Origin of the sequence: Lactiplantibacillus sp. DA1 (assembly GCF_032681335.1) — a bacterium.
Classification (GTDB): Bacteria; Bacillota; Bacilli; order Lactobacillales; family Lactobacillaceae; genus Lactiplantibacillus.
In genome coordinates this window covers 76,974-99,666 of the sequence record NZ_JAWHTQ010000008.1, presented here as the reverse complement: position 1 = coordinate 99,666, position 22,693 = coordinate 76,974, and the positions used below count along the sequence as shown (strand labels likewise).

Sequence of the window (22,693 nt, the reverse complement as noted above, 5' to 3'; positions counted from 1 at the left end):
GAGGAAAACGATGGGACGATTAACAGTAAACCTAGCTGGTGTTACGCTCAAAAATCCAGTTATGCCAGCCAGTGGTACGGCGGCGTACGGTCAACAGATGGCTCAACAGTTAGATCTGAGTGCGTTGGGAGGCTTGGTTATCAAGTCGACCACCGCCGAACCGAAAGTGGGTAACCCACGACCAACGACCGCGGAAACAACGGCGGGGTGGCTCAATGCAATCGGACTCAAAAATCCAGGAATTGACAATGTGCTGGCCGACAAACTACCGTGGTTAGCGACCCATTATCCGGACTTGCCGATTATTGGGAGTGTCGCGGGGGCGAGCTTCGATGAATACGTAGCGGTCGCACGAAAAATGGCGTCGGCACCTAACGTCAAATTATTGGAAATCAATATTTCATGTCCAAACGTCGACCATGGCGGCCTAGCATTTGGAACTGATCCAGCGACGGTAACGGCGTTGACTAAGGCGATCGTTGCCGCGGTCGATAAACCAGTCTTCATGAAGCTGACCCCGAATGTCACTGACATTGTCCCCATCGCACTCGCTGCCGAAGCTGGTGGAGCGGCTGGACTGACGATGATTAACACGTTAACGGGTATGGGCATCGATTTAGCCACACGCCAACCAATCTTAGCGCATGGTACGGGTGGTTTATCTGGAAAAGCCATTCATCCACTCGCTGTTCGGATGATCCATGACGTGCGTCAACATACCAAGTTGCCGATTATTGGCGTTGGTGGCGTGTTCACGCCGGCTGATGTGCTGGAGTTTTACTTGGCTGGTGCAAATGCTGTCCAAGTTGGGGCCGCAACGTATGGTCACCCGACTGCTTGTACCGACATTATTGCTGGCTTACCGGCGGCGATGGATCAGTACGGAATCACCAGCTTGCAAGCGTTGATTCAGGAGGTCCAAGGATGAAGCGACCAATTATCATTGCGTTAGATTTTCCCACCGCCGAACGGGCCTTAGCTTTTTTAGACCAATTTCCGGCTGAGTTACATGTCACTGTCAAAATCGGCATGGAGTTATTTTATGCAGCGGGACCGAGGATTGTGACGGACGTGCAAGTTCGCGGCCATGCGGTTTTCTTAGATTTGAAACTACATGATATTCCCAATACCGTCGAATCCGCAATGCGGGTGATTGGGCAGTTAGGGGTAACCTATACGACGGTTCATGCTGCGGGTGGGCACGTGATGCTCGCAGCCGCCAAACGAGGATTGGTCGCGGGTGCAATGGCCGCTGGAGTTACTGCTCCCAAGCTGTTAGCGATTACGCAGTTAACTTCGACTAATCAAGCTATTTTGAATCAGGACCAGCAGATCATGGGAACGGTACGGGCGAGTGTCGTGCATTATGCCAAACTAGCACGGGCGAGTGACTGTGATGGCGTCATTTGTTCCGCCCAAGAAGTTCAGGCGATTCACACGGCCGTCGGTGGCGATTTTCTCGGAATTACGCCGGGAATTCGCCCAGCGTCGGCGCAGTCAGATGACCAGCAACGGGTGATGACGCCCGCCGCCGCTGCTAAAGCTGGTAGCAATGGTCTCGTCATCGGACGACCAATTACGCAGGCCGCTGATCCGGTTCAAGCGTATCGCGATATTATGACAGAATGGAGTAACTAATATGAGTGAAATTGCAGCAACTATCGCTACGGATCTATTGGCAATCAAAGCCGTTACACTACGGCCCAACGACCCGTTCACCTGGGCTAGCGGCATTAAAAGTCCGATTTATACAGACAACCGATTAACGATTTCTTATCCGGCGGTTCGTCAACATATTGCGCAGGGCATTGCCGCTATTATCAAGCGTGAGTATCCAGCGACCGAAGTGATTGCGGGGGTCGCAACGGCTGGCATTCCCCATGCAGCCTGGGTGGCGGAATTGTTAAATCTACCATTGATCTACGTTCGTGCTAAACCCAAGGATCACGGTGCTGGCCGCCAAATCGAAGGGGTGTTAAAGCCTGGTCAAAAAGTTGTCATGTTGGATGATTTGATTTCGACCGGTGGTAGTGTTTTGCAGGCGGCCAAGGCCGTTCAAGCAGCAGGTGGCGATATTCAGGCCGTTGGGGCAATCTTCAGTTACGCTTTAGACGCTGCGACACAAAACTTTGCCGCTGCGTCATTACCACTGTTCAGCTTGTCCAACTATCCTGAATTGATCAAGGTTGCCCGCCAGGCCGATTACATTGATGACGCGGAATTAGCTTCATTGCATACGTGGCGTCAAGATCCGGAACACTGGGGAGTGACTGATTAGGATTACTCACCATAAATGGCTGGCATATTTAAAATAGTCATGAAAATTAAGCTGGATTATCCAGACGATTTTCATGACTATTTTAGTTACCGGCTCGTGCTAATATTAACCTGTGACAGATTGTTAAGACAAGATAAAGAAATGAGGGAATATTCGATGTTAGCAGTTTTAGTTGGCTTAGCAATCGGGATTGGGTTACCAATGCAAACGAGTATTAATTCGCGATTGCGCAATTCAGTGGGGTCCCCATTTGGCGCCTCCCTAATATCTTTTGCTGTGGGGACGTTGTTTTTGGCGATAATGACACTAATTGATGTCCATACTTTAGGATTTTCGACGACGTTATTTACGAGTCAACCGGTTTGGATTTGGCTGGGTGGGCTGTTGGGGGTCGTCTACTTAACTGGCAATATCTTGTTGTTTCCGAAGCTGGGTAGTGTTCAAACCGTTATTATGCCCGTGCTTGGTCAAATTTTGGCCGGGCTATTGATTGATAATTTTGGTTGGTTCGACTCACCCCAAAGTACATTGACGATGACCCGATTTTTGGGTGCAATTTTAGTTTTGGCGGGGGTCATCATCACCGTTGCGGCTCAGGGGTGGCTCGAACAGCGGCATAATCGAATCACTGAAACAGCGGAAAAAGATACAGCTACTGACACTGACCAAAGTGGCCTTGGAATTTGGCGTGTACTAGGTGTGGTTGCCGGAATGCTCAGTGCGATGCAAACTGCGGTCAATGGGCACCTAGGTCGGGTGCTTGGCTCCACAGTGCACGCGGCATTTGTTTCTTTTTTAGTTGGTACTCTGGGGCTGATCGTCATCGTGTTAGTCTTGCGACCTCAATTCAAATTGATTAGGCCAACTAAGACGCCTAATCCTTGGTGGATGTGGATTGGTGGCATGATTGGTGCGCTGTATGTTTTGGGTAATGTTTACTTGGTTCCGGTCGTTGGTACTGGTTTAGCGGTCGTCATTGTTTTAGTCGGACTAATGGCCGGTAGTTTAATGATTGATCAATTTGGCTGGTTTGCTTCAAAAAAGAACCCAATTTCGGGGGTCCAGTTGATGGGCTTGCTCGTCATGATTGTGGGGGTTGTGCTAATTCGCGTCTTTTAAGCACTCTGAGGATTGGCAAGTGTCACCGGATGATCGGTAAGGTGTTTTTGAGGTCGGGACTTGCAGCCGGATGAATAAGCGGCCGTGCGAGTTGCCCACATTAAGCCGTGACCACGTTCGTTAAAGCTTCTAAAATTTAAAATCAGGATGACAAGACGATACTGGACGCCGGGCACAATAAGCCATTATAAATCCGACGCATATCTGGCAGCAGTGGCCGTCAACGTTGAGAATTAAGACGTGCAGCACATGGGTCATTTGGCTGAATAACGTGGTATTTAATGGACGCGATAATAAACATCTAACTTACGGGTTAGGTGTTTTTTTAGCCGGTTAAATATGCGATAATGAGACTAACTTAATGAGAACGTTTGTTCAGTTCAGAGGAGGAATTAGTGGTGAGCTTACAATTTGTATTGGGACCAGCTAAGATGGACCATCGCCGTACCATGGTGGCACAGTTAGTGGCAACCTTGATGGCTAAGCCACAAGATCAGTTTTTCTATTTGGTACCGAACCATATTAAGTTCGATACTGAAGTTGACGTGTTGAACCGCTTGGCACAGGCATTTGGGCAACCAGATTTGTATGCCCAGACTCAGGTTCAGGTCTTTTCATTTACCCGTCTCGCTTGGTACTTGATGAAGAATGAAGCAGCTTATCAAGTGCCACGACTCTCCGCTGCTGGGATTGACATGCTATTATATCGCATTCTACAACGGCATGCCGATGAGCTGCGATTGTTTGGTGGTGAAATCTCGCAAACGGGTTTTGTGACTCAACTAGCTCGTGAAATTAATGAGTTACAGACTGCTAATTTGCAGCCAGAAGATGTGGTTCAATTGGCAGCGACTGCTCAGGCGGGTGACTTGCAGGCTAAGCTACATGATCTGGCGATCGTTTACAAAGACTTTGTGGCGGCGACTGCGGATAAGTATCTTAAGCCCGCTGATATTCTCGTTCAATTGAATGCTTACTTACGGCATCAAGACTTGCACGGAACGCACGTTTATGTGGAACTCGCTGGCTTTGCTCAATTACCGGCTCAGGAACAGGGAATTATCACGACTATGCTGGAACAGGGCGCGGACGTGACAATCAGTTTGATGCTTGATCACAAAGTCGTTGACCGGGCGCCAGAAAATGGCACGCTGTTTTATCAATCTGGCCGGCTTTATTATCGGCTATATCAGTATGCACGTATTCGTCAGATTCCGGTTAGCCAAGATATTTATGCTGACACGCCGCGCGTGGCTCCCGGCTTAGTGGCTCTCGATGATTTTTGGCGTGGTCAGCCCCAAGCGGCTACCGGTCACGAGGAGCCGAATACGAATGTGCATTTATTCCGGACCGATAGTCGACAGACCGAATTGGCACAAGTTGGCCGCATGATTCGGGCAATGGTCGCGAAAAAGCATGCCGATCCCGCCGACGATTATCATTATCGGGACTTCTTGATCATGACACGGCACTTAGATGCCTACCAAACGATGTTAGCGCCGACTTTTCATGAATTAGAAATACCATACTTTGTGGATTTGCAGCGTTCAATGGCCGACCATCCGTTAGTCGAGTTGATTAACGCGTTGTTTGATATCGACGCGCAGCAGTATCAATATCGTGATGTTATGCGAGTTTTAAAGACTGAATTATTACTACCGATCATTGACGGTCAGCCGATGGAACGCCAAGCTTATCGTCAAGCGGTGGACTTGACCGAAAACTTCATTCTGAAAAGTGGCTATCACGGCCAGCGGTGGGTACAAAAGGAAGATTGGCAATACTTTCAATTAACCGAGGGTGATGCCGGGGTCGAGACGGATCAAAATGCTGAAATTTCGCGACAAATCAACTTGATTCATCACTTTGTTGCTGAAACGTTACCACCGTTTTTTAAAAAAATGCGGCAAGCACCGGATGGCAAAGCAGCCGTGACATTGCTGGTCAACTTTCTGACAAGCCAGGGCGTTACGGACCAGTTATTAGCTTGGCGCGATCAAGCCTTGGATCGCCAAGATGTCCGGGCAGCTGCCGAGCCTGAGCAGACCTGGCAAACTTTCTGTGGGATGCTAGATGAATACGTGACGATCTTAGGTGCAGAGCCATTTGAAATTACGGACTTTTTGGCACTATTACAAGCGGGCTTTGAAGGTGCTAGTTACTCGCAAATTCCGTCGACGTTGGACCAGGTGTTAATTTCAGAGAGCGGAATGGTTCAAAGTCAGGACCATAAAGTTGTCTTCATGGTTGGAGCAACCGATTTAGTGATGCCTGACCGGATTATGACGAACAACTTATTGAGTGATGTGGATAAAGAAAATTTGCAACCAACGCTCAGTTCGTTAGATGGTGATCACTATTTAAATGATTCAGCTGTCGTTCAGCTTGGTGATGAAAGTTGTCTGAATTATTTGGCCTTTTTAAGTGCCCGTCGACACTTGTTTTTCAGTGCCCCGTTAAAAGATGATCAAGAAACAGATTTAAATTGGTCCAACTATGTGCGGCGAATTCAACGTCAGTTCAATTTGCGAGAACATACTTATCTTGGGACGCCTGATCCGACTAATGCCGATGCTCGGCCATTTGTTGGGACTAAGCGCCGGACGATTAGTCATGTGATTCAGGTTTACCGCGATGTGTTAACGACGAATACTGACCGTAATCGTGTTGGCGCACCATTACAACCTGCTCCGGTTTGGGTGTGGTTACGGCAACAATTGACGCATGACCCCCAATTCGGTGAGCTAGCACGTCAATTGATGGCTGGATTAAGTTATCGCAATCAACCTGTCAAGCTGACACCAGCCAGCGTTGAGGCTTTGTATGGGTATCAAATTTATACGTCAATTTCAAAACTAGAAGAATTTTATCGTAATCAGTACGCTTATTTCTTGAAATATGGGCTCAAACTGCGTGAGCGTGATGTGTTCGAGTTATCAGCTGCTAGTACTGGGGAGTTTTTCCACGCTGTCTTAGATGGGCTCATCAAGGCGTTACGGTCTGATCAAATCCCATTGGCCCAAGCCAGTGATCAGCAGTTAGGACAGTATTTAGAGACTGTGACCCGTCAAATCTTAGATCAACCACAGTTTACAATTTTGACGAGTTCTAACCGGATGGCTTACTTGCAACGGCAGTTAATCAACACAGTCCGGCAGATTGCGTTTGCGATTCGCAATCAAAGTAAACTGTCAGCCGCTGAACCGAAGCAAACCGAGGTCTTATTTGGTAACGTTGGCAAGGAACACGGATTAAAAGCGCTCGATTTTCAAATTGATGCAACGCATAGTGTGCACGTGCGGGGGAAGATTGACCGTCTCGACCAAATCCAAGTGGCAGATCAAAGTTACCTGGGAATCGTCGATTATAAGTCATCCCAACATAAATTTGATTTTCAAGAGGCTTACTATGGTCTCGCAATGCAAATGTTAACTTATTTGGATGCTGTGCTGCACAACGAGCAAGCTTTAGTCGGTTCTGATCAAGCTGCGGTTAAATTAGCCGGCGCACTTTACATGCACATTCAAAATCCAACTCTGAAACCAAAAGATATTCAGGGCGGTTTTGAAGCAGCGCTCCTAAAGAAGAATAAGTATAAGGGAATTTTGCTCGATGATCCGCAGCTATTGGAACATTTAGATAGCGAACTACAACAAGGTAACGGGACCTCGAAAGTTTACCCATTCGCACGTAAAAAGGATGGGTCGTATAGTGGGGGGCGTGCAGCTTCACTGGTGACGAATGACCAGTTAGAACGATTATTACAGCATAATAGTCAATTGATTATTGCAGCTGCTGAAGCGATTTTCGCTGGAGAAATTCAACTAAATCCAATCCGGCTGAACGATAAGACGACTGCTTTACAGTATTCGCCGTATCTATCAATTATGCAGTTTGATGCAATGCTGGCAGAAAATGCTTATCGGGATCTACCGCCATTATCAGCCAAACAGGTTCTTGATTTACTGAAGACACAGAAAGGTGGAGAAAACCATGAGTGAGGGTACACACTATACACCCAGCCAGCAAGCTGTTATCGCACAGCAGGGAAATAACTTGTTAGTTTCAGCTTCGGCTGGTTCTGGAAAGACAACCGTATTGATCGAACGTATTATGCGCAAGATATTGGCCGGCACGAATATTGACCAGTTACTCGTGGTGACGTTTACAAACTTAGCTGCCAAGCATATGAAACAAAAGCTGGAATCGCAAATCAATAAGCGAATCTCACAGTTAATGACGGACAATCCGGCGCAAACCACGGCGTCACCAGCGATTCGGCAATTACGGCAGCAATTAAATTTGCTCGGGGTAGCCAATATTAGTACGCTGGATGCTTTTTGTCTCCGCGTGATTCAGCGTTATTACTACGTTATTGATTTGGATCCTGTTTTTCGCCTATTGACGGACAACACTGAGGGGTTACTCATTCGTGATCAGGTTTGGGACAGTGTTCGTGAACAATTATATGATGAAGATGGTACGTTATTTGACTTATTAACAGCGAATTTTTCTAATGATCGAAGTGATGATGGTCTCAGTCGATTGATTTTTCGGTTATTTGATTTTGCCCAGTCGACCCCGGATCCGGAAGGCTGGCTGAGCAAGTTGCCGGAACCTTATCAGGTGGATGAGGAAGCGTTAACGGCCAGTGCCTTTTATCAACAACAATTATTACCATTGCTCATTAATGAAGTCGATGGGATGCAAATGAAATTACGACAGGCACAAAAAGTTGCGACGGATGCTGACTTAGTCCCGAAAACGCTTGAGGTACTCGCTACAGCACAAAAAGCGCTGACGACGCTCCGTGAACAATTGGCAACGGCAAGTTGGAATGAGTTACGTACTCAAGTCGCCACTTTCAAGATTGGAGCTCTCAAAAAAACTTATAAGGACGAGCCGGAGAAGACTGCACGGGCCAAAACTATGGGCACATTTGTTGACGGTGTCAAGAAACAAATGACCACCCTTAGCGAGACCTATTTTGCGGCCGATGAGCAGCAAGTCTTAGATATTATGGTAGGGGCAAAGTCAATTGTGACTGAGCTAGTGAATGCGACCAAGCAGTTTAAGACGGCTTTTGCAGCTGAAAAACGGCGGCGACACGTCCTGGACTTTTCGGATTTGGAACACCTAACGTTGCAAATCTTAACGAGTGACAATGAAAGTGGTCAGGCAGCTTTGGCGCAGTTACGGGCCCAATTTGAAGAAGTTATGGTTGATGAATATCAAGATATTAACTCTTTGCAAGAAAGTATTTTGCAGCTGTTGGCGCGCGACCAGCCAGGAAATATGTTCATGGTGGGAGACGTCAAACAGTCGATTTACCAGTTCCGATTAGCTGATCCGTTATTATTTTTGCACAAGTATCACGATTTTGGGACGAATCCCGAACACGGGGAACGAATCGTATTAGCTGAAAACTTCCGGTCGGTGGCGAATGTCGATCATTTGACTAACCTAATCTTTAGTCAGCTGATGGACGCGCCGGTCGGGCAAATTGATTATGATGAAGCGGCTTACCTCAAGTATGGGCCCAAGGATTATCCGGCCGATATGCCACAAACGACGAATCTATTACTTTACCAGACGGAAACTGACAAGTCGACAGAGGATGTTTCCACGGATGAAACCAATTTTTCAATTGATGATCCTGCCGTTGGGAGTATCACGATGGTCGCCCAAAAGATTTTGGCACTTAAGGCCCAAGATAAGCCAATCTATGAACGTGCTAATGGGGAATACCGACCGTTTCGTTACAGCGACGTGGCGTTACTAGTACCAACACGTAATCATAATTTAACAATTATTGATGTTTTCAAACGGTATCACATTCCCGTTGTGGTCAATGATGCCCAGAATTATTTTCAAACCACTGAGATTCGGATCATGATGGCACTACTCAGTATTATCGATAACCCATATCAAGATATTCCGTTAGTGGCGGTTCTACGCTCGCCAATTGTCGGATTAGACGAAAATCAATTAGTTTATTTGCGTATCCAGAATAAAACGAGTGATTATTTTCAAGCCGTCCAGGACTTTTATCATCATTATCCAACTGGTCCGGCGACTGAATATGGTGATCAAGTTTATGCTAAGATCGAGACCTTTTTGACACAATTGACTGAATTTCGAGATCTGGCACGACGTAATCAAATCGTAACCCTGATTTGGCAAATCTATGAACGAACTGGTTTTTTAGACTACGTTGGCGGAATGCCAGCTGGTAAACAGCGTCAGGCTAATCTCCATGCTTTATATGAACGTGCTTATACGTATGAACAGGGCAGTTTTAAGGGCTTATTTCAGTTCGTTCGTTTTATTCGCCGGATGCAGGAAAAGGACCAGGACTTGGCAGCTGCCGTGGCCGAGACTGATGCGGAAGCGGTCAACGTAATGACGATTCATGGTAGCAAGGGGCTTGAATACCCCGTGATTTTCGTGATGGATATGGATAAGCAGTTCAATCAGACTGATACGCGCTCGAGCGCGCTATTGGACCGAGAAGCGGGGATTGGAATTACTTATTTGGACCCGGAAACGCGTGTGAAATACCCGACCTTGCCACAAGTTGTGACTAAGCAGGTAGTCAGCAAGAAGATGCGAGCCGAAGAGATGCGGAAACTATATGTCGCGATGACGCGAGCTCAGCAACAGCTCTATTTGGTTGGAACAATCAAGGATATTGATACCGCGACCGAAAAATGGCGGCGGGCCTTTGCTAGCGACGGGCGCGTTTTGAGTGCTCAGGCACGAATTGCTACGACTAATCAATTAGATTGGGTCGGTATGGCCGTGATGCGGCATCCGGCCATGAAGGCATATTGGGGAGATGAATGGCCCAATTACGAATTGACGGATGATCCGACCAAGCTAGCCGTTGAATTGGGAGATGCCACCACCGTCCTGGCGGAGCAAAGTGAAGCGGTAACGGGTACTCAACCTGATGCGCTTGAACGAGTTGAACAGCAAGTCACCATCGATGTTGATCAAGTAACGCGTGATTATCTGACCACGTTACTGAATTTTCATTATCCACACCAGGCTTCCACGACGACGACGGCATATCAATCGGTATCAGAAGTGAAACGAATCTTTGAAGATCCGGATACCCCGCTGATGAATGCGAACCCGACTGTTAGTCAGCGGCGTTCACGACCGACATCCCGGTTTGTGACAGGGTCACTGGAGTTACCACAATTTTTACAAACTACGCAGGCGCCAACCAGTGCGGAAGTTGGGAGTGCGACCCACTTAGTTTTAGAACAACTTGATTTGACCAAACCGGTCAATGAAACGACGGTTCAAAGTACGATTGATGGGTTAGTGGCTAACCGGGTCTTAACGACCAATGTCGCGAAATTGATTGCAGTTGACACCATCGTGGCTTTTTACCAGAGTGCGCTGGGCAGTCAAATTTTGGATAATCCGGCGAAGGTGCACCGCGAAGTGCCATTCTCGTTACTGATTCCAGCACGTCAGATTTTCGATGTTGATGAACATGAAACGGGAAAAGTTCTGATTCATGGAATTATTGACGGCTATTTAGAAACGGCTGATGGGTTAACCTTGTTTGATTATAAGACGGACCACGTCAAGCGGCCTGAAGATTTGAAGACGCGCTACGCTGGTCAAGTTAAACTATATGCAGCAGCGCTAGCGTCGATGTATCCAAGAAAGGTGACTAAACAGTATTTGTACTCACTGCCACAACAGGTGTTTGTGCCAGTTAATTAAGTTTGGCTGTCAGGTGGTGCTTACAAAGTTGGAAAAAGCACGTCAGAATAATCTGGCGTGCTTTTTATTGAGTTTGGTCTTAATTAAAGTGTTCGTGATGTTTAAAGCCGAATGGCGAGGGCCGCGTGGCTAACAAATATTAGTGTAGTAGTAATTGATAGGCATTCCGCTGGTCATTTTTGTCATGATTCATGTAGACGATACCGCGGTAATCGAATCCAGCTTTGGTAATAATGTGTTGCATCCGCTGGTTTAACAAGTGCGTATCAATCCGGAGTTGTCGAAAACCGAGTTGGTAACTCATGGTAATGAGATTACTAAAGTAAAAGTCAGCTAGGTGTTGTCCGTGGTAACCACTGGCAATGGCGATGCGGTGAATCGAGGCATAACGGTGGTTCTTAGTAGGCGCCCAACTGCCATCATAAATAGCAGCATAATTGGGGTCAGGTGTTGTTAACAGTGCAGCCGTTCCAGCAATCTGATTATCCACGATGAGCACCCAGGCAATTTTAGCATCAATATCAGCTTGAATATCAGTAGCCAGCGGATAACCGTCTTGCCATTGGGGAATCTGGTCGGCAGCCAAGGCTTGTTTGCCTTGTTCGATAATGGACATTATGGCTGGCAAATCGGCACTGGTGGCCTGACGAATGTATTTTGACATAAATTATCACTACTCTCATTTAGATACTCATATTATAAGCTAATTCTGTAAACTGGACAAATCAGGAACAGAATGATACTTTTTTGCACAAGTAAGTTTTATAATGAAACTTAATTAAAGGACAGGAGTGACCCAGATGAAAATCTTTGTGATTGGCGCCCACGGGCAGATTGGTAAGAAAATCGTTTCCAAGTTAGTGGCTCAAGGTGATCAGGTGTACGCAGGTATTCGCCAACCAGAACAGGGCGAAGCTTTCGAGGATGCTGGTGCCCAACCAGTACAATTTAACTTAATGGCTCAGCCCGAAGATTTAGCGCTGGCTTTTAATGGCATGGACGCAATCGTGTTTGCAGCGGGATCTGGCGGTCAAACGGGTTATGATATGACTTTGATGATTGATCTGGATGGTGCTGTCAAATCAATGCAAGCGGCTGAAATTGCGGGTGTTAAGCGGTATGTGATTATCAGCGCTGAATTTACACCGGATCGGAGTCGTTGGCCACGAGCATTACAACCGTACTACGTGGCGAAGTATTATGCTGACGAATGGTTAAAAAACAGAACCCAATTGGATTACACCATTTTGCAACCAGGTACGTTGATTAATGATGCCGGTACTGGCAAAGTAACCGTTAACCCTGACGTTGGCGGTGAGATTACGCGTGATGATGTCGCAACTTTTACAGTTCAAACGTTACACACCCCCGAAACGGTCGGTAAAACCATTGCGTTGATCAATGGCGATACCCCAATCTCGGAGGCTGTTCAACAAGCTTAATCTGAGGTTGAGACGGGTTAGCGACCATGATAGGTTACTAAAACTTGTCTGTTTAATGACCTGAATTTGGCGACCTAACTTGACGTACAGTCGTTATAAAATCCACCGTGTGAGCTTATCATATTGATAAGCTTACACGGTGGATTTTTAGGTGCTGGTTAGTATGCGTGCCAATCGACGGATTGAAAAGCAGCGGTCAGTCGTTGGATCAGGTCGGCTTGGGTTGGACTAAACGTCATTGAGTGGCGGTACGCAACGCCGACATTGAACGTGGGCGCTTGTGCGTCAGTTAGGGGGAGCCGGTATAATCCCGCCGGTAATTGGACGGCGTTACTCAATAAGGCAATGCCCACATGCTGACGAACCATGTTTAAGATACTGCCGATTTCGTTGGATTCAAAGACAATCGTTGGCCGAACATGATTTTGATGACTGAGTTGACGAAACGCCTGGCGGTGGACAAAGTTATCTTTGAGAGCCACAAAATGCTGATGACGCAACGACCTGAATTGAAGTTGTGAGTAGGTTGCTAGCGGATCGTCAGCTGGTACAACAATACTGAATGACTGGGTGTCAAACGTCGTGAGTTGAATGGTCGTATCCGTGAATTCATTGAGGTAAGCAAGTACGGCTAAGTCTAATTGTCCGTTTTTTAATCCTTTGAGCGCCGCGAGTGAACCTTGATTGATAGGTTGAATCTGGCTGAATAAAGCCTGTGGTAATTGACTTGCAATCCGGGGAAAGTAGTTGATTTCAATGATTGGCGGCATCCCGATGACAAGTTGATCGGTTGTGGTGTGGGCAACTTCTTGGCACATCAGTTGGTGCTCTAATAGGATCTGATTGGCGTGTCGTTGGACTTGAATCCCGGTCGTGGTGAGTGCCACGGGTAAGTGGGGATTAGCCCGAATTAGTAATTGTGTTTTCAGTTCGGTCTCCAATCGCCGAATAGCAGCCGAAATGGTCGGTTGACTAACGTGAAATTGGGCTGCAACTAATGAAAAATTTTTCAGCTGAGTTAACGAAACATAATATTGCAAATCTTTAATATTCATCTTAAAGTCCTTATTTGATTGATACTTAATTGTTAGTATTATGATTTATTATTATAGCATGGTTATTTGACTATGGTAATCGTTGTGGCTATTGTAGGGCTATTAAGAGAGAAGGGAACGTTGCACATGTTTACGTTCGGAGAGTTAATCGTTATTTTAGTCGTTGTTGGGATTGTTGCGGGTATCGTTAGCACTGCAGCGGGGTTAGCGTCGCTGGTTTCGTACCCGGTCCTACTGGCGCTGGGACTGCCGCCCGTTACGGCTAATGTCACTAACACCGTGGGCTTAGTTTTTACTAGCTTTGGGGCCGTGCCGGCTTCACGCCGGGAACTACGGGGGCATGGTCAGGAATTGAAGACGCTCATTCCACTGACCTTAGTTGGGAGTATTGTTGGGGCAATTCTGTTATTTATTATCCCGGCAGCGACCTTTGCGAAGGTCGTCCCATTTTTTATTTTGATTGCAGGAATTTTAGTGCTGATTCCTCGTCATATTCATGTTAAACAGCCCGGTGAAATTGTTGTGACACCTAAATGGATGACGGCTTTAGCTTGGTTGGGCATCTTTTTAGTCGGGGCTTATACGGGGTATTTTGGTGCTGCGGGTGGTGTCTTGATGTTGTCGATCCTGTCTTTCACGAGTACCGCACCGTTCGTCGTCTATAATGCTCAGAAAAATCTGGCGTTGGGATTAGCCAATATTGTTTCAGCCGTCGTTTATGGCTTGCAAACGCCAATTCAGTGGCGCTATGTATTACCCTTAGGCATTGGTTTTCTGATTGGTGGTAGCTTAGGACCACGAATTGTACGCCACTTACCTGCCAGATTACTTAAAATTGTGATTGGAATCGGGGCATTAGGACTGGCGGCCAGTTTGTTCAAATCGGCTTATGGATTGTGAGTGAAAATAAGTTAGTGGGACAAACTCAATAGCAATGTTAAGGCGGTAAACTTACTGACGTTACTATCTTGAAATTAAGTCATCGGGTCTAAATCAACGTCTAGGCTGATGTTATCAGGTAAAACTGCAGGTCACCTGAAATGGGGAGGGCTTGACCCGGTTGGCTGATCCCTGATGATGGAACAAAAAAGACTTTCAAGCCGTGCCTTGAAAGTCTTTTTGACTATCCCAATGAGAACTTTAATCGTGATGGCGTGAACGTGTCCCTAAAAAGTAAGCACCAACGGCTAACAGAATCAGTAAGCTGATAATGCCAAAGCCGCCACCCATCCACATCAAGGGCATACCGCCAGTAAAAGCCCAACCGCACATCATGGTCACCACTTTCCTAATTATTTTAGTTTCAGTATACACGCTTTTGCCAGGTACTACCAACCGTTCTGCATTACTTTAAGCTGTTGAGTAGTTGACTTTGTTCATTGGTAGTTAACGGTAAAATTGGTAGGCGCGTGCTTCCGACTAACCAGTGTTGGGCGTTCAGCGCCGCTTTGACGGGTGCCGGTGAGGGTTGTGTGAATAGTGCTGCCATCTTCGGCATTAAACGTCGTTGAATTTGCCCTGCTTGGGTGATATCGCCGTGGTTCAAGGCGCAACGCATCGTCGCCATTTCATTTCCAAATAAATGACTCGCCACTGAAATTGTTCCCTGACCACCCAAGACGAGGGTGGTCAAGCTCTGAGCATCTTCGCCCGTGTAAACGAGAAAATCTTTAGGCGCCTTTTCAACAATTGCGGCCAATTCTTCATCGGAACCACATTGTTTGATTCCAATAATGTTGGGGTTGTGGGCCAAAGTCAGAATCGTCGTGACCGTCATCTTAACGCCTACGCGACCGGGAATATTATAAATTATAATGGGCAAGTCTGATTTTTCGGCAATGGCTGTAAAATGCGCCATCATCCCGGTTTGGTTGGGTTTGTTATAAGGCGGGACAACGACGAGGGCGGCGTCGATGCCCTCGATTTGACTGACAATGTGGGTGAAATGAATTGTGGCGGCAGTGTCATTGGTCCCCGTATTAGCGATGATTGGAACTCGCCCAGCAACGATCCTAGCTGTCTGCGTGTATAAATCTCTTTTTTCAGCGATGCTCAACGTGGGGCCTTCGCCAGTCGTGCCCCCGACTAATAAGCCGTCCGTGCCAGTTGCAAGTAAGTGTTCGATCAGTTGCTCTAAGCGGTGGAAATCAATGTGTTGTTGGTCATCAAATGGGGTGACCATGGCGGTAATCAGGTGTGCGGATGCTAAATTCATGTGGCTAATCCTCCTGTGTGGTAGTTTGGGCGCGCCATAAGGCTAAACGATTTAGCCCTTCGCGTAGTGCCGATTGACTGGCTGCATAACTTATTCGGAACCACCCCTCGCCACTCATACCGAATGCTGAGCCAGGAACGACAGCAACTTGGGCCTCGTGTGCGAGTCGGGTCGCAAAGTCCCAGCTGGTGCCTTGGAAATCCTGTGGTAGTTGGACAAAGATATAGAATGCGCCCGTCGGATAAATATAATTGAATCCAATTTCACTCAGACGTTTGACGACGTAATCGCGGCGTGTTTGATAGACGTCACGCATTTCTGAGCCATCATCCAGACCATGGGTAAGTGCTTCGATACCAGCCGCTTGGGTGATTGAACTCGTTGAAGTAACGAGGTACTGGTGGGTCTTCTTCATCTCGGTAATCAAGTTACTTGGGGCCATGATGAATCCCAGTCGCCAGCCGGTCATGGCATGCGATTTGGAGAGGCCATTGATTGTGATCGTTTTGTTTGGATATAGTGTGGCAAAAGCGGTATGGGGCTGTTCATAGGTTAGTTCACTGTAAATCTCGTCGCTAATAACGTAGATTCCAGCGGTAGCAATGACGGCTTGCAAAGCCCGTAATTCATCATCAGTGTACGTGACGCCGGTCGGGTTGGTCGGGTAGTTTAGAATTAAGGCCTTGACGTGATCGCGACGATGATCATCTAGCGCAGCTTGTAACGCACTGGGTGTTAATTTATAACCCGTTGCAGTTGTGTCAATGGGAGCTAATTGTGCGTTTGCGATGTCAACGACGGGTTGATAGCTCGTGTAGGCCGGTGTTGGCAATAAGACGGTATCGCCAGGATTAAGTAAAGTGAGCAGGGTCGTTGCCACGGCCTCACTAGCTCCGACTGTTGCAATGATTTGCTCAGGTGCATAGGTGAGTTGGTATTTCTGTTGAAAGTAGTGACTCGCAGCATCTTGCAAAGCGGCAAAGCCCATTAGTGGCGAGTAGTGTGTCCAATCATTATGAATAGCTTGAATTGCCGCTTTTTTTACGTGACTTGGGGTGGGTAAGTCAGGTTCGCCGACCGTTAATCTGATAATATCGGGAATTTGACTGATTGCTTCATCGAAGCGTCGGATGCCAGAGACTTGAATTTGTTGGATCCGAATATTTGTATTCATCATTAGGACCTTCCTCTCAACGTGATTACCGTTTATAATAAACAACAATCGTCCGGTTAGAAATAGACAATTTTGATAAAAATGAAAGGACAGTTGTGTGATGCCATTAAATCGTCAGTCAACGACACCGTTATATATTCAGTTATACCAGCAGATGCGTGATGACTATGATGCTACTCAAGCCAACCACCAGTTATGGTCAATTCGTAAAATGGCACAAAATTTGGGAGTTTCCAAGACCACTGTCGAACAAGCTTACGATCAGTTGCTAGCAGAGGGCTATGTTTATACCGTTCCCGGGAGTGGCTACTTTTATCGCGATCGGACACACTGGCCAGCAGCTAAACAGGCGCTGGAGACTGTGCCACAGCCCACTAAACCCAGGGCGTTCACTTATGATTTTCGGTATGGTGTGACTCAGTTGTTATCGCCAAGTTGGAACGCTTGGAAACGGGCTGTCCGACTAGCGTTGCGTCAGACTGAGCAGCAACCAACGGCCGTTTATCCGGATGCGCAGGGCTTACCGGCTTTACGTGAAAACTTGGTTCGATTTTTGAAAACGACTCGTGGTGTGCGGTGCACAGCGGACCAGATTGTCATCACGAGTGGGGCTAAGGCAGGTCTCAGTATTCTACTTAGTATCTTGCCACGCGGAACGGTCGGGATTGAGAATCCAGGCTACCGCGGTTTATCCGAATTGGCGGCTAGTTATGGACAGACGGCGGTCCCCATCAGAGTGACGGAAGATGGGCTCGATTTGACACAAGTTCGTGAGCGCAATCCCCAGATCATTTATACGACCCCCGGCCATCAATTTCCATTAGGAGTCGTCTTGCCCATTGAGAAACGATTAGCGTTGTTACAATGGGCGGGGACTCAGCATCTCATCATTGAGGATGATTATGATAGTGAATACCGCTACAGTGCGCACCCATTACCCGCGCTACAGTCGCTAGCAACGGCTAATCAGGTGGCTTATTTGGGGACGTTTTCGCGGGGAATTGATCCGACATTACGGATGGGGTATTTGGTCTTACCACCACAACTGGTGGCAACTTATCATCAACAGTATCAATATCGGGCTGAAATGGTGGCTGGCCTGTTACAACAAGCAATGGCTAATTATTTTGAAGATGGGGCGTATTATCGGCACCTTAGTCGAAACCGAGCTGCTAATCGACAAAAGTATCGGGTACTTTGTCAACAGTTAGCGCGAACTAAGCGGATCCGGCCGATTGCAACCGGCGCGGGGGTGCACTTAGTTGTTCAGATTCCAGGCATTGCACAGGCCAAATTATTAGGAGCCCTAGAACAGCAACAGGTTCGGATTTATCCGCTTAACTCCAATTGGCGCGACATGCCCACGGCGGACTATTACTTGTTAGGGTTTGCCGGGCTGACACTGTCAGAGTTGACGACCGGTGTCAAACGGTTGATTCAAGTTTGTGAACAACTGGTAAGGTAGGCTTTTATAAGCAGAATGGGTGGTGTTAGGGATTATTGCGACGCTAGTTAAGCTAATCCGCAGGCGCAATCCCGAAGGTCAAAATAAACGTGTATTGCCGACGGGCAGCAACCCATCCAATTGTTAAAGCAATATAAAAAGGACCAGTTATCAACACGTTGTTAGGTAAGTGTTGGTAATTAGCCCTTTTAATTAAGCCATTTAAGTGACTACGTTAGGACGGTTAGTTGCGGTAGACCCAGCGGTGACCATCTTGACGTAATAATTCATCAGCCGCATCTGGTCCCATCGTACCAGGGCGGTAGTTTGGAAATTCAGGTTGGTGTTCATCCCAGTACTGCTGAATCACATCGACAAACTTCCACGAGTCAGCAACTTCTTGCCAGTGGGTAAAGTTGGTTGCATCACCATTCAAGGCATCGTGAAGTAGACGTTCGTAAGCTTCAGGACTGCCTGCCGTGGCTTCGGCATCATGTGAATAGTTCAACTTAACTGGGGTGGTTGCGAACCCTTGACCGATTGCTTTCGCATTCATCCGGAGTTCAAAGCCTTCAGTTGGTTCAACATTGATCGTCAAGATGTTAGGGTCGAGACTCGTTGCTGCGTCATCATTTGCACGGACGTCATCGTGATTAAAGATATTTACAACTGGTCGTTTGAAAACCACGTCGATCCGTGTAAATTTATCGGCTAACCGTTTTCCAGTACGAATGTAGAATGGTACCCCGGACCAACGATAGTTATCAATCATGACTTTACCAGCCACGAAGGTATCGGTGTTTGAATCAGGTGAAATCTTATCCTCATCGCGATAAGCCTTGGCGCCATCATCACCCGCACCATATTGGCCACGAACAAAGTTAGTTGCGACTTCTTCAGGTTTAAGTGGTCGTAAACTCCGTAATGCCTTGACCTTTTCGACATCAATATCATTTTCAGTAAATTCAACGGGTTGATCCATCGTTAGGAGACTCAAGATTTGTAAGATATGGTTTTGCACCATGTCCCGCAAAGCACCGCTATTGTCGTAATAAACGGCCCGTTCTTCGACACCTAGTTTTTCACTTAATGTGATCTGAATATTGTCGATGTAGCGATTGTTCCATAATGATTCCCAAATATTATTGCCAAACCGAATGGCCGTGATGTTTTGAATCATTTCCTTGCCTAGGTAATGGTCAATTCGATAGATTTGATTTTCGTTAAAGGTTGCTGTTAATTGATCATTTAGCTCTTTGGCACTTTCAAAATCGTGACCAAATGGTTTTTCGATGATGACCCGGTTAAAGCCGTTATCAGTTAAAATGTTTTCGGAACGTAAATGTTGTGCAATTGTACCAAAGAAATTTGGTGCCATTGCTAAGTAGAAAATCCGGTTGCCTTGTAGACCATATTGAGCGTCCAACTTTTCAGATAACTTTTTCAAAGTTCGATAATGTTCAGCGTCAGTCACATCATGCGATTGGTAATAAAAATGGCTCGCAAACTGTGCAACGGTTTCCTGATCAGCATTGAGATCAGCCAATGAGTCACTAATGACTTCGTGATAATGATCATCAGTCCAAGGACGCCGAGCCGTACCAATAACGGCAAAGTGATCTTTAAGATAGCCCTTTTGATAGAGCTTAAATAGTGACGGGTACAGTTTACGCTGGGCGAGGTCACCGGTACCGCCAAAGATGGTGAATAAGGCAATTTTTTCGTTACTCATCAATTTCACTTCTTTACTAAGAATATTTTAAACCAGGTACTTGTTCGTAATCGTCAATTAACATTAAACTACCATTACTAATATTAAGCCATTCATCGTAATGGTCAATTATAAAGTGCTAATGTTGGGATGATTTTGGAAACTGGTGTTTCAATTCACGTTCGGTTGCGACATTTTGCATAATTAAACCAACCGCCAAGGCGATGGCTTGAAAATTAAAGTTTTGCAATAACGGAATTCTGAACAGACCACCAATAATCGCGCCGATTAACAAAATGGAGAAAATCTCGATGCCAAACATTGAATAGAAGCGTTGTGCAAACCGCCATGTTTCTTCGTTTTCAATCGCGCGTCGCGACATGTAGCCGGCGAGTGAGCGCATCTTTGGCATGCGCACACGTTGGTAGATCCAGAGTAACAAAATCACCAAGAAGCCTAACGCCAAACCAAAGCTATTATTCGCCATGTTGTCACCTCAATTGTTGAAAAATTACACCTGTTGGCAGTGTTTGGCTATATTATAACAATCATTAGGGGCAGTAGTCGACAATCAGGTTCAAAAACCGGACATTTCAATTTTAATTTTTTAAAATTGTTAAATAAATATCAATGTGACCAGTTTGCTCTGGTCGAAAATTTAGTCAGAGTTTGTCAGGACAGTGGCTTACTAGTTTGCGGAGATGGCAGTTATGTGAATGATATTGGCAATTAAAGTGCGTGACAAAATTAAAGGGTATTCGTTGAATAGCTTCAGTTGCAACCAAATGCTGCTATAACTGCATTCGGATTGAGTTGTAAGTTCAATTGAAAATAAGTTTTCAGAAATCAAACTGGCTTCTGAAAACTTATATTTATTCGGTACTGGTAGCCAGAAGCTGTGTCAACCTGATCGGGCTTACCAAGCCACAGTAGTCGTCATTAGTTAATCTGCAACGTGAATGACAATCTTACCAGTGGTATGACGACTTTCGATAGCTTGATGCCCCTTAATGACGCTGGCTACGGCAAATGGTAACGTCGCAATGGTTAACTTAACTTGGCCGTTGATTGTTAACTTAGCTAGATCGGTGAGGTCTTCCGATGAGCCTTGTGTGAACTGAAAAGCAGCTTTTTTCTGTTGGTCATGCTGCTGAGCGTCTGTTGGCTGAGCCGCAATGGTTGCAAGTTGACCATCAGCTTTTAGGACCTTAAGACCAGTATCGATGTCACCAACGGTATCAAAGACGGCATCATAATCGTGTAAGACGGCGGCAGGATTGGTTTCGTGGTAATCAATCACTTCGTCTGTTCCCAGATCAACCAGTAAGTTGCGGTGATTAGCACTAGCGGTGGTAGCGACGTAAGCATCAAAGGCTTTGGCAATCTGAACGGCAAAAAGGCCAACACCGCCAGCACCACCTTGAATCAGAATCTTTTGTCCGGGTTGAAGATTGAGATTATGTTTCATCCCGTAATAAGCCGTCAGTCCGGCGATTGGTAAAGCGGCGGCTTGATCAAATGATAACCCTGATGGGAGATGGGCCAATTCTTTGGTATTAACGGTAATAAACTCACCATAGGTCCCATTGTTAGCCGCGTGGGCTGATGCGGCCGAGCCAAATACAGCATCTCCAGTTTTAAAGCTAGTTATATCGGAGCCCACTTTAGTAATTACACCAGAGAAGTCCCAGCCTAAGACCAATGGGAAAGACCATAAGTCAGTAAAGGGTGATGACAAAGCCCCCATCCGACCGGCAATATCCATTGGATTGAGACTAAAGGCATGAATGGCGACTTGGACTTCGTCAGCTTGTGGTTCGGGTTTAGGCATGTTGATCATTGTGAATGCTTCCGCACTACCGTATTGGTTAATAGCAATTGTTTTCATAAATCGTAACCTTCTTTAATTTAAGTCTGGCGCTAGTATAAACTATCGTGTCCACACGATAGCAAGCAATCAATCAATCAAAAAGTTGGTTAGTGATCTGGCGAGGCCTTAAAGTAAGCAATCTTATGGGCTAAAAACTGATCAGTTGCTTGTAAGTGAGCGATTTGTTCTTGAACGGTAGCACGATATGAGCGCAACTCTTTAATCCGTTGCTCACGGCTTGGAATATGGCCGTCACCGCTGAGTAATTTTAGATCCAGACCTAATTGCCGAAAAGTTGCGACGAATTGCAATCGTTCTAAATTTTGATGTGAGTATTGCCGGTAATTATTGTGGTCACGTGGTACCGGACCAATTAACCGTTGTTGTTCATAATAGCGGAGGGCATCTTTAGTCATTTTAGTAATAGCAACGACTTCTTTAGTGCTAAATGCTGTCTGGTCGGCTGGAATAGTGAAAAGTTGCATGTTAACGTCTCCTTACTTTTGATTCCAATGTTCGTGTCGTTATGTACGGCGCATGTTCATTGATTATAAACCATTACTTAAAGTGAGTGAAAATTAAAAACCAGGCAGGCACCTCATTAAAACGAGCCCAATTAGGTGTGATACACAAGCAATCGTG

Annotated in this window: 18 protein-coding genes; 9 read left to right on the top strand and 9 right to left on the bottom strand. The window is 46.3% G+C overall.

Annotated elements, in window-relative coordinates; translation table 11 throughout:
* Positions 1-10: 10 nt before the first annotated feature.
* The 6 genes from RXV91_RS13045 (at position 11) to addA (ending at position 11,140) form a co-directional block, all read left to right on the top strand.
* The gene (locus RXV91_RS13045) at positions 11-928 is read left to right on the top strand and encodes a dihydroorotate dehydrogenase (protein ID WP_316440215.1); all 918 of its coding nucleotides are present in this window, start codon (positions 11-13) and stop codon (positions 926-928) included.
* Positions 925-1,638, top strand: a complete 714-nt coding sequence (gene pyrF / locus RXV91_RS13040) for an orotidine-5'-phosphate decarboxylase (protein WP_316440214.1) — start codon at positions 925-927, stop codon at positions 1,636-1,638. The genes RXV91_RS13045 and pyrF overlap by 4 nt, the downstream gene beginning before the upstream one ends.
* A gap of 1 nt (position 1,639) precedes the next feature.
* The gene (gene pyrE / locus RXV91_RS13035; RefSeq protein WP_316440213.1) at positions 1,640-2,278 is read left to right on the top strand and encodes an orotate phosphoribosyltransferase; all 639 of its coding nucleotides are present in this window, start codon (positions 1,640-1,642) and stop codon (positions 2,276-2,278) included.
* A gap of 15 nt (positions 2,279-2,293) precedes the next feature.
* Entirely contained in the window at positions 2,294-3,397 is a 1,104-nt protein-coding gene (locus RXV91_RS13030; protein WP_316440212.1) for a DMT family transporter, read from the top strand.
* 398 nt (positions 3,398-3,795) lie between these two features.
* On the top strand, positions 3,796-7,398 hold the full coding sequence (locus tag RXV91_RS13025) for a PD-(D/E)XK nuclease family protein (protein WP_316440211.1): 3,603 nt from the start codon (positions 3,796-3,798) through the stop codon (positions 7,396-7,398).
* Positions 7,391-11,140, top strand: a complete 3,750-nt coding sequence (gene addA / locus RXV91_RS13020) for a helicase-exonuclease AddAB subunit AddA (RefSeq protein WP_316440210.1) — start codon at positions 7,391-7,393, stop codon at positions 11,138-11,140. Before RXV91_RS13025 ends, addA begins: the two co-directional genes overlap by 8 nt.
* A gap of 139 nt (positions 11,141-11,279) precedes the next feature.
* Here addA and RXV91_RS13015 read toward each other — a convergent pair whose 3' ends face one another.
* Positions 11,280-11,804, bottom strand: coding sequence for a GNAT family N-acetyltransferase (locus RXV91_RS13015; RefSeq protein WP_316440209.1), 525 nt, complete (start codon positions 11,802-11,804; stop codon positions 11,280-11,282).
* Between the two features lie 136 nt (positions 11,805-11,940).
* Between RXV91_RS13015 and RXV91_RS13010 the strand changes: the two genes are divergently transcribed.
* Positions 11,941-12,582, top strand: a complete 642-nt coding sequence (locus RXV91_RS13010; RefSeq protein WP_316440208.1) for an SDR family oxidoreductase — start codon at positions 11,941-11,943, stop codon at positions 12,580-12,582.
* 158 nt (positions 12,583-12,740) lie between these two features.
* Here the strand turns inward: RXV91_RS13010 and RXV91_RS13005 are convergent, their stop codons facing one another.
* Positions 12,741-13,637 (bottom strand): LysR family transcriptional regulator, encoded by an 897-nt coding sequence (locus RXV91_RS13005; RefSeq protein WP_316440207.1) that lies wholly within the window; start codon positions 13,635-13,637, stop codon positions 12,741-12,743.
* A 126-nt stretch (positions 13,638-13,763) separates the two neighbouring features.
* Here RXV91_RS13005 and RXV91_RS13000 point away from each other — a divergent pair, with 126 nt between their 5' ends.
* A complete protein-coding gene (locus tag RXV91_RS13000; RefSeq protein WP_316440206.1) occupies positions 13,764-14,537 on the top strand; it encodes a sulfite exporter TauE/SafE family protein in 774 nt (257 codons plus the stop codon).
* A gap of 240 nt (positions 14,538-14,777) precedes the next feature.
* On the opposite strand, the gene RXV91_RS12995 is transcribed toward RXV91_RS13000, so the two are convergent.
* The 3 genes from RXV91_RS12995 to RXV91_RS12985 all read right to left on the bottom strand — a co-directional run bounded on the left by RXV91_RS12995 (position 14,778) and on the right by RXV91_RS12985 (position 17,029).
* On the bottom strand, positions 14,778-14,912 hold the full coding sequence (locus tag RXV91_RS12995; RefSeq protein ID WP_021730589.1) for a hypothetical protein: 135 nt from the start codon (positions 14,910-14,912) through the stop codon (positions 14,778-14,780).
* A 70-nt stretch (positions 14,913-14,982) separates the two neighbouring features.
* Positions 14,983-15,852 carry a 4-hydroxy-tetrahydrodipicolinate synthase gene (gene dapA, locus RXV91_RS12990; RefSeq protein WP_316440205.1) on the bottom strand — a complete coding sequence of 290 codons (870 nt, stop codon included), beginning with the start codon at positions 15,850-15,852 and terminating at the stop codon, positions 14,983-14,985.
* Between the two features lie 4 nt (positions 15,853-15,856).
* Positions 15,857-17,029 (bottom strand): aminotransferase class I/II-fold pyridoxal phosphate-dependent enzyme, encoded by a 1,173-nt coding sequence (locus RXV91_RS12985; protein WP_316440204.1) that lies wholly within the window; start codon positions 17,027-17,029, stop codon positions 15,857-15,859.
* Between the two features lie 97 nt (positions 17,030-17,126).
* Between RXV91_RS12985 and RXV91_RS12980 the strand changes: the two genes are divergently transcribed.
* Complete coding sequence (locus tag RXV91_RS12980) at positions 17,127-18,491, top strand: PLP-dependent aminotransferase family protein (protein ID WP_316440203.1); 1,365 nt, start codon at positions 17,127-17,129, stop codon at positions 18,489-18,491.
* Between the two features lie 223 nt (positions 18,492-18,714).
* On the opposite strand, the gene zwf is transcribed toward RXV91_RS12980, so the two are convergent.
* From zwf to RXV91_RS12960, 4 genes are all read right to left on the bottom strand, one after another.
* Complete coding sequence (gene zwf, locus RXV91_RS12975; RefSeq protein WP_316440202.1) at positions 18,715-20,202, bottom strand: glucose-6-phosphate dehydrogenase; 1,488 nt, start codon at positions 20,200-20,202, stop codon at positions 18,715-18,717.
* A gap of 118 nt (positions 20,203-20,320) precedes the next feature.
* Positions 20,321-20,668, bottom strand: coding sequence for an SdpI family protein (locus RXV91_RS12970; RefSeq protein WP_021730584.1), 348 nt, complete (start codon positions 20,666-20,668; stop codon positions 20,321-20,323).
* A 456-nt stretch (positions 20,669-21,124) separates the two neighbouring features.
* Positions 21,125-22,069, bottom strand: coding sequence for an NADP-dependent oxidoreductase (locus RXV91_RS12965; protein ID WP_316440201.1), 945 nt, complete (start codon positions 22,067-22,069; stop codon positions 21,125-21,127).
* Between the two features lie 89 nt (positions 22,070-22,158).
* Positions 22,159-22,536 carry a MerR family transcriptional regulator gene (locus tag RXV91_RS12960; RefSeq protein ID WP_316440200.1) on the bottom strand — a complete coding sequence of 126 codons (378 nt, stop codon included), beginning with the start codon at positions 22,534-22,536 and terminating at the stop codon, positions 22,159-22,161.
* Positions 22,537-22,693 lie beyond the last annotated feature (157 nt).

What these genes read in the sequence shown, in the direction of transcription:
- RXV91_RS12995 (WP_021730589.1), bottom strand. Translation starts at nt 14,912, where the DNA reads ATGATGTGCGGTTGGGCTTTTACTGGCGGTATGCCCTTGATGTGGATG.
- RXV91_RS12970 (WP_021730584.1), bottom strand. Translation starts at nt 20,668, where the DNA reads ATGGCGAATAATAGCTTTGGTTTGGCGTTAGGCTTCTTGGTGATTTTG.
- pyrF (WP_316440214.1), top strand. Translation starts at nt 925, where the DNA reads ATGAAGCGACCAATTATCATTGCGTTAGATTTTCCCACCGCCGAACGG.
- dapA (WP_316440205.1), bottom strand. Translation starts at nt 15,852, where the DNA reads ATGAATTTAGCATCCGCACACCTGATTACCGCCATGGTCACCCCATTT.
- RXV91_RS13045 (WP_316440215.1), top strand. Translation starts at nt 11, where the DNA reads ATGGGACGATTAACAGTAAACCTAGCTGGTGTTACGCTCAAAAATCCA.
- RXV91_RS13015 (WP_316440209.1), bottom strand. Translation starts at nt 11,804, where the DNA reads ATGTCAAAATACATTCGTCAGGCCACCAGTGCCGATTTGCCAGCCATA.
- RXV91_RS13000 (WP_316440206.1), top strand. Translation starts at nt 13,764, where the DNA reads ATGTTTACGTTCGGAGAGTTAATCGTTATTTTAGTCGTTGTTGGGATT.
- pyrE (WP_316440213.1), top strand. Translation starts at nt 1,640, where the DNA reads ATGAGTGAAATTGCAGCAACTATCGCTACGGATCTATTGGCAATCAAA.
- RXV91_RS12985 (WP_316440204.1), bottom strand. Translation starts at nt 17,029, where the DNA reads ATGATGAATACAAATATTCGGATCCAACAAATTCAAGTCTCTGGCATC.
- RXV91_RS12965 (WP_316440201.1), bottom strand. Translation starts at nt 22,069, where the DNA reads ATGAAAACAATTGCTATTAACCAATACGGTAGTGCGGAAGCATTCACA.
- RXV91_RS12980 (WP_316440203.1), top strand. Translation starts at nt 17,127, where the DNA reads ATGCCATTAAATCGTCAGTCAACGACACCGTTATATATTCAGTTATAC.
- zwf (WP_316440202.1), bottom strand. Translation starts at nt 20,202, where the DNA reads ATGAGTAACGAAAAAATTGCCTTATTCACCATCTTTGGCGGTACCGGT.
- RXV91_RS13005 (WP_316440207.1), bottom strand. Translation starts at nt 13,637, where the DNA reads ATGAATATTAAAGATTTGCAATATTATGTTTCGTTAACTCAGCTGAAA.
- addA (WP_316440210.1), top strand. Translation starts at nt 7,391, where the DNA reads ATGAGTGAGGGTACACACTATACACCCAGCCAGCAAGCTGTTATCGCA.
- RXV91_RS13010 (WP_316440208.1), top strand. Translation starts at nt 11,941, where the DNA reads ATGAAAATCTTTGTGATTGGCGCCCACGGGCAGATTGGTAAGAAAATC.
- RXV91_RS13030 (WP_316440212.1), top strand. Translation starts at nt 2,294, where the DNA reads ATGGCTGGCATATTTAAAATAGTCATGAAAATTAAGCTGGATTATCCA.
- RXV91_RS12960 (WP_316440200.1), bottom strand. Translation starts at nt 22,536, where the DNA reads ATGCAACTTTTCACTATTCCAGCCGACCAGACAGCATTTAGCACTAAA.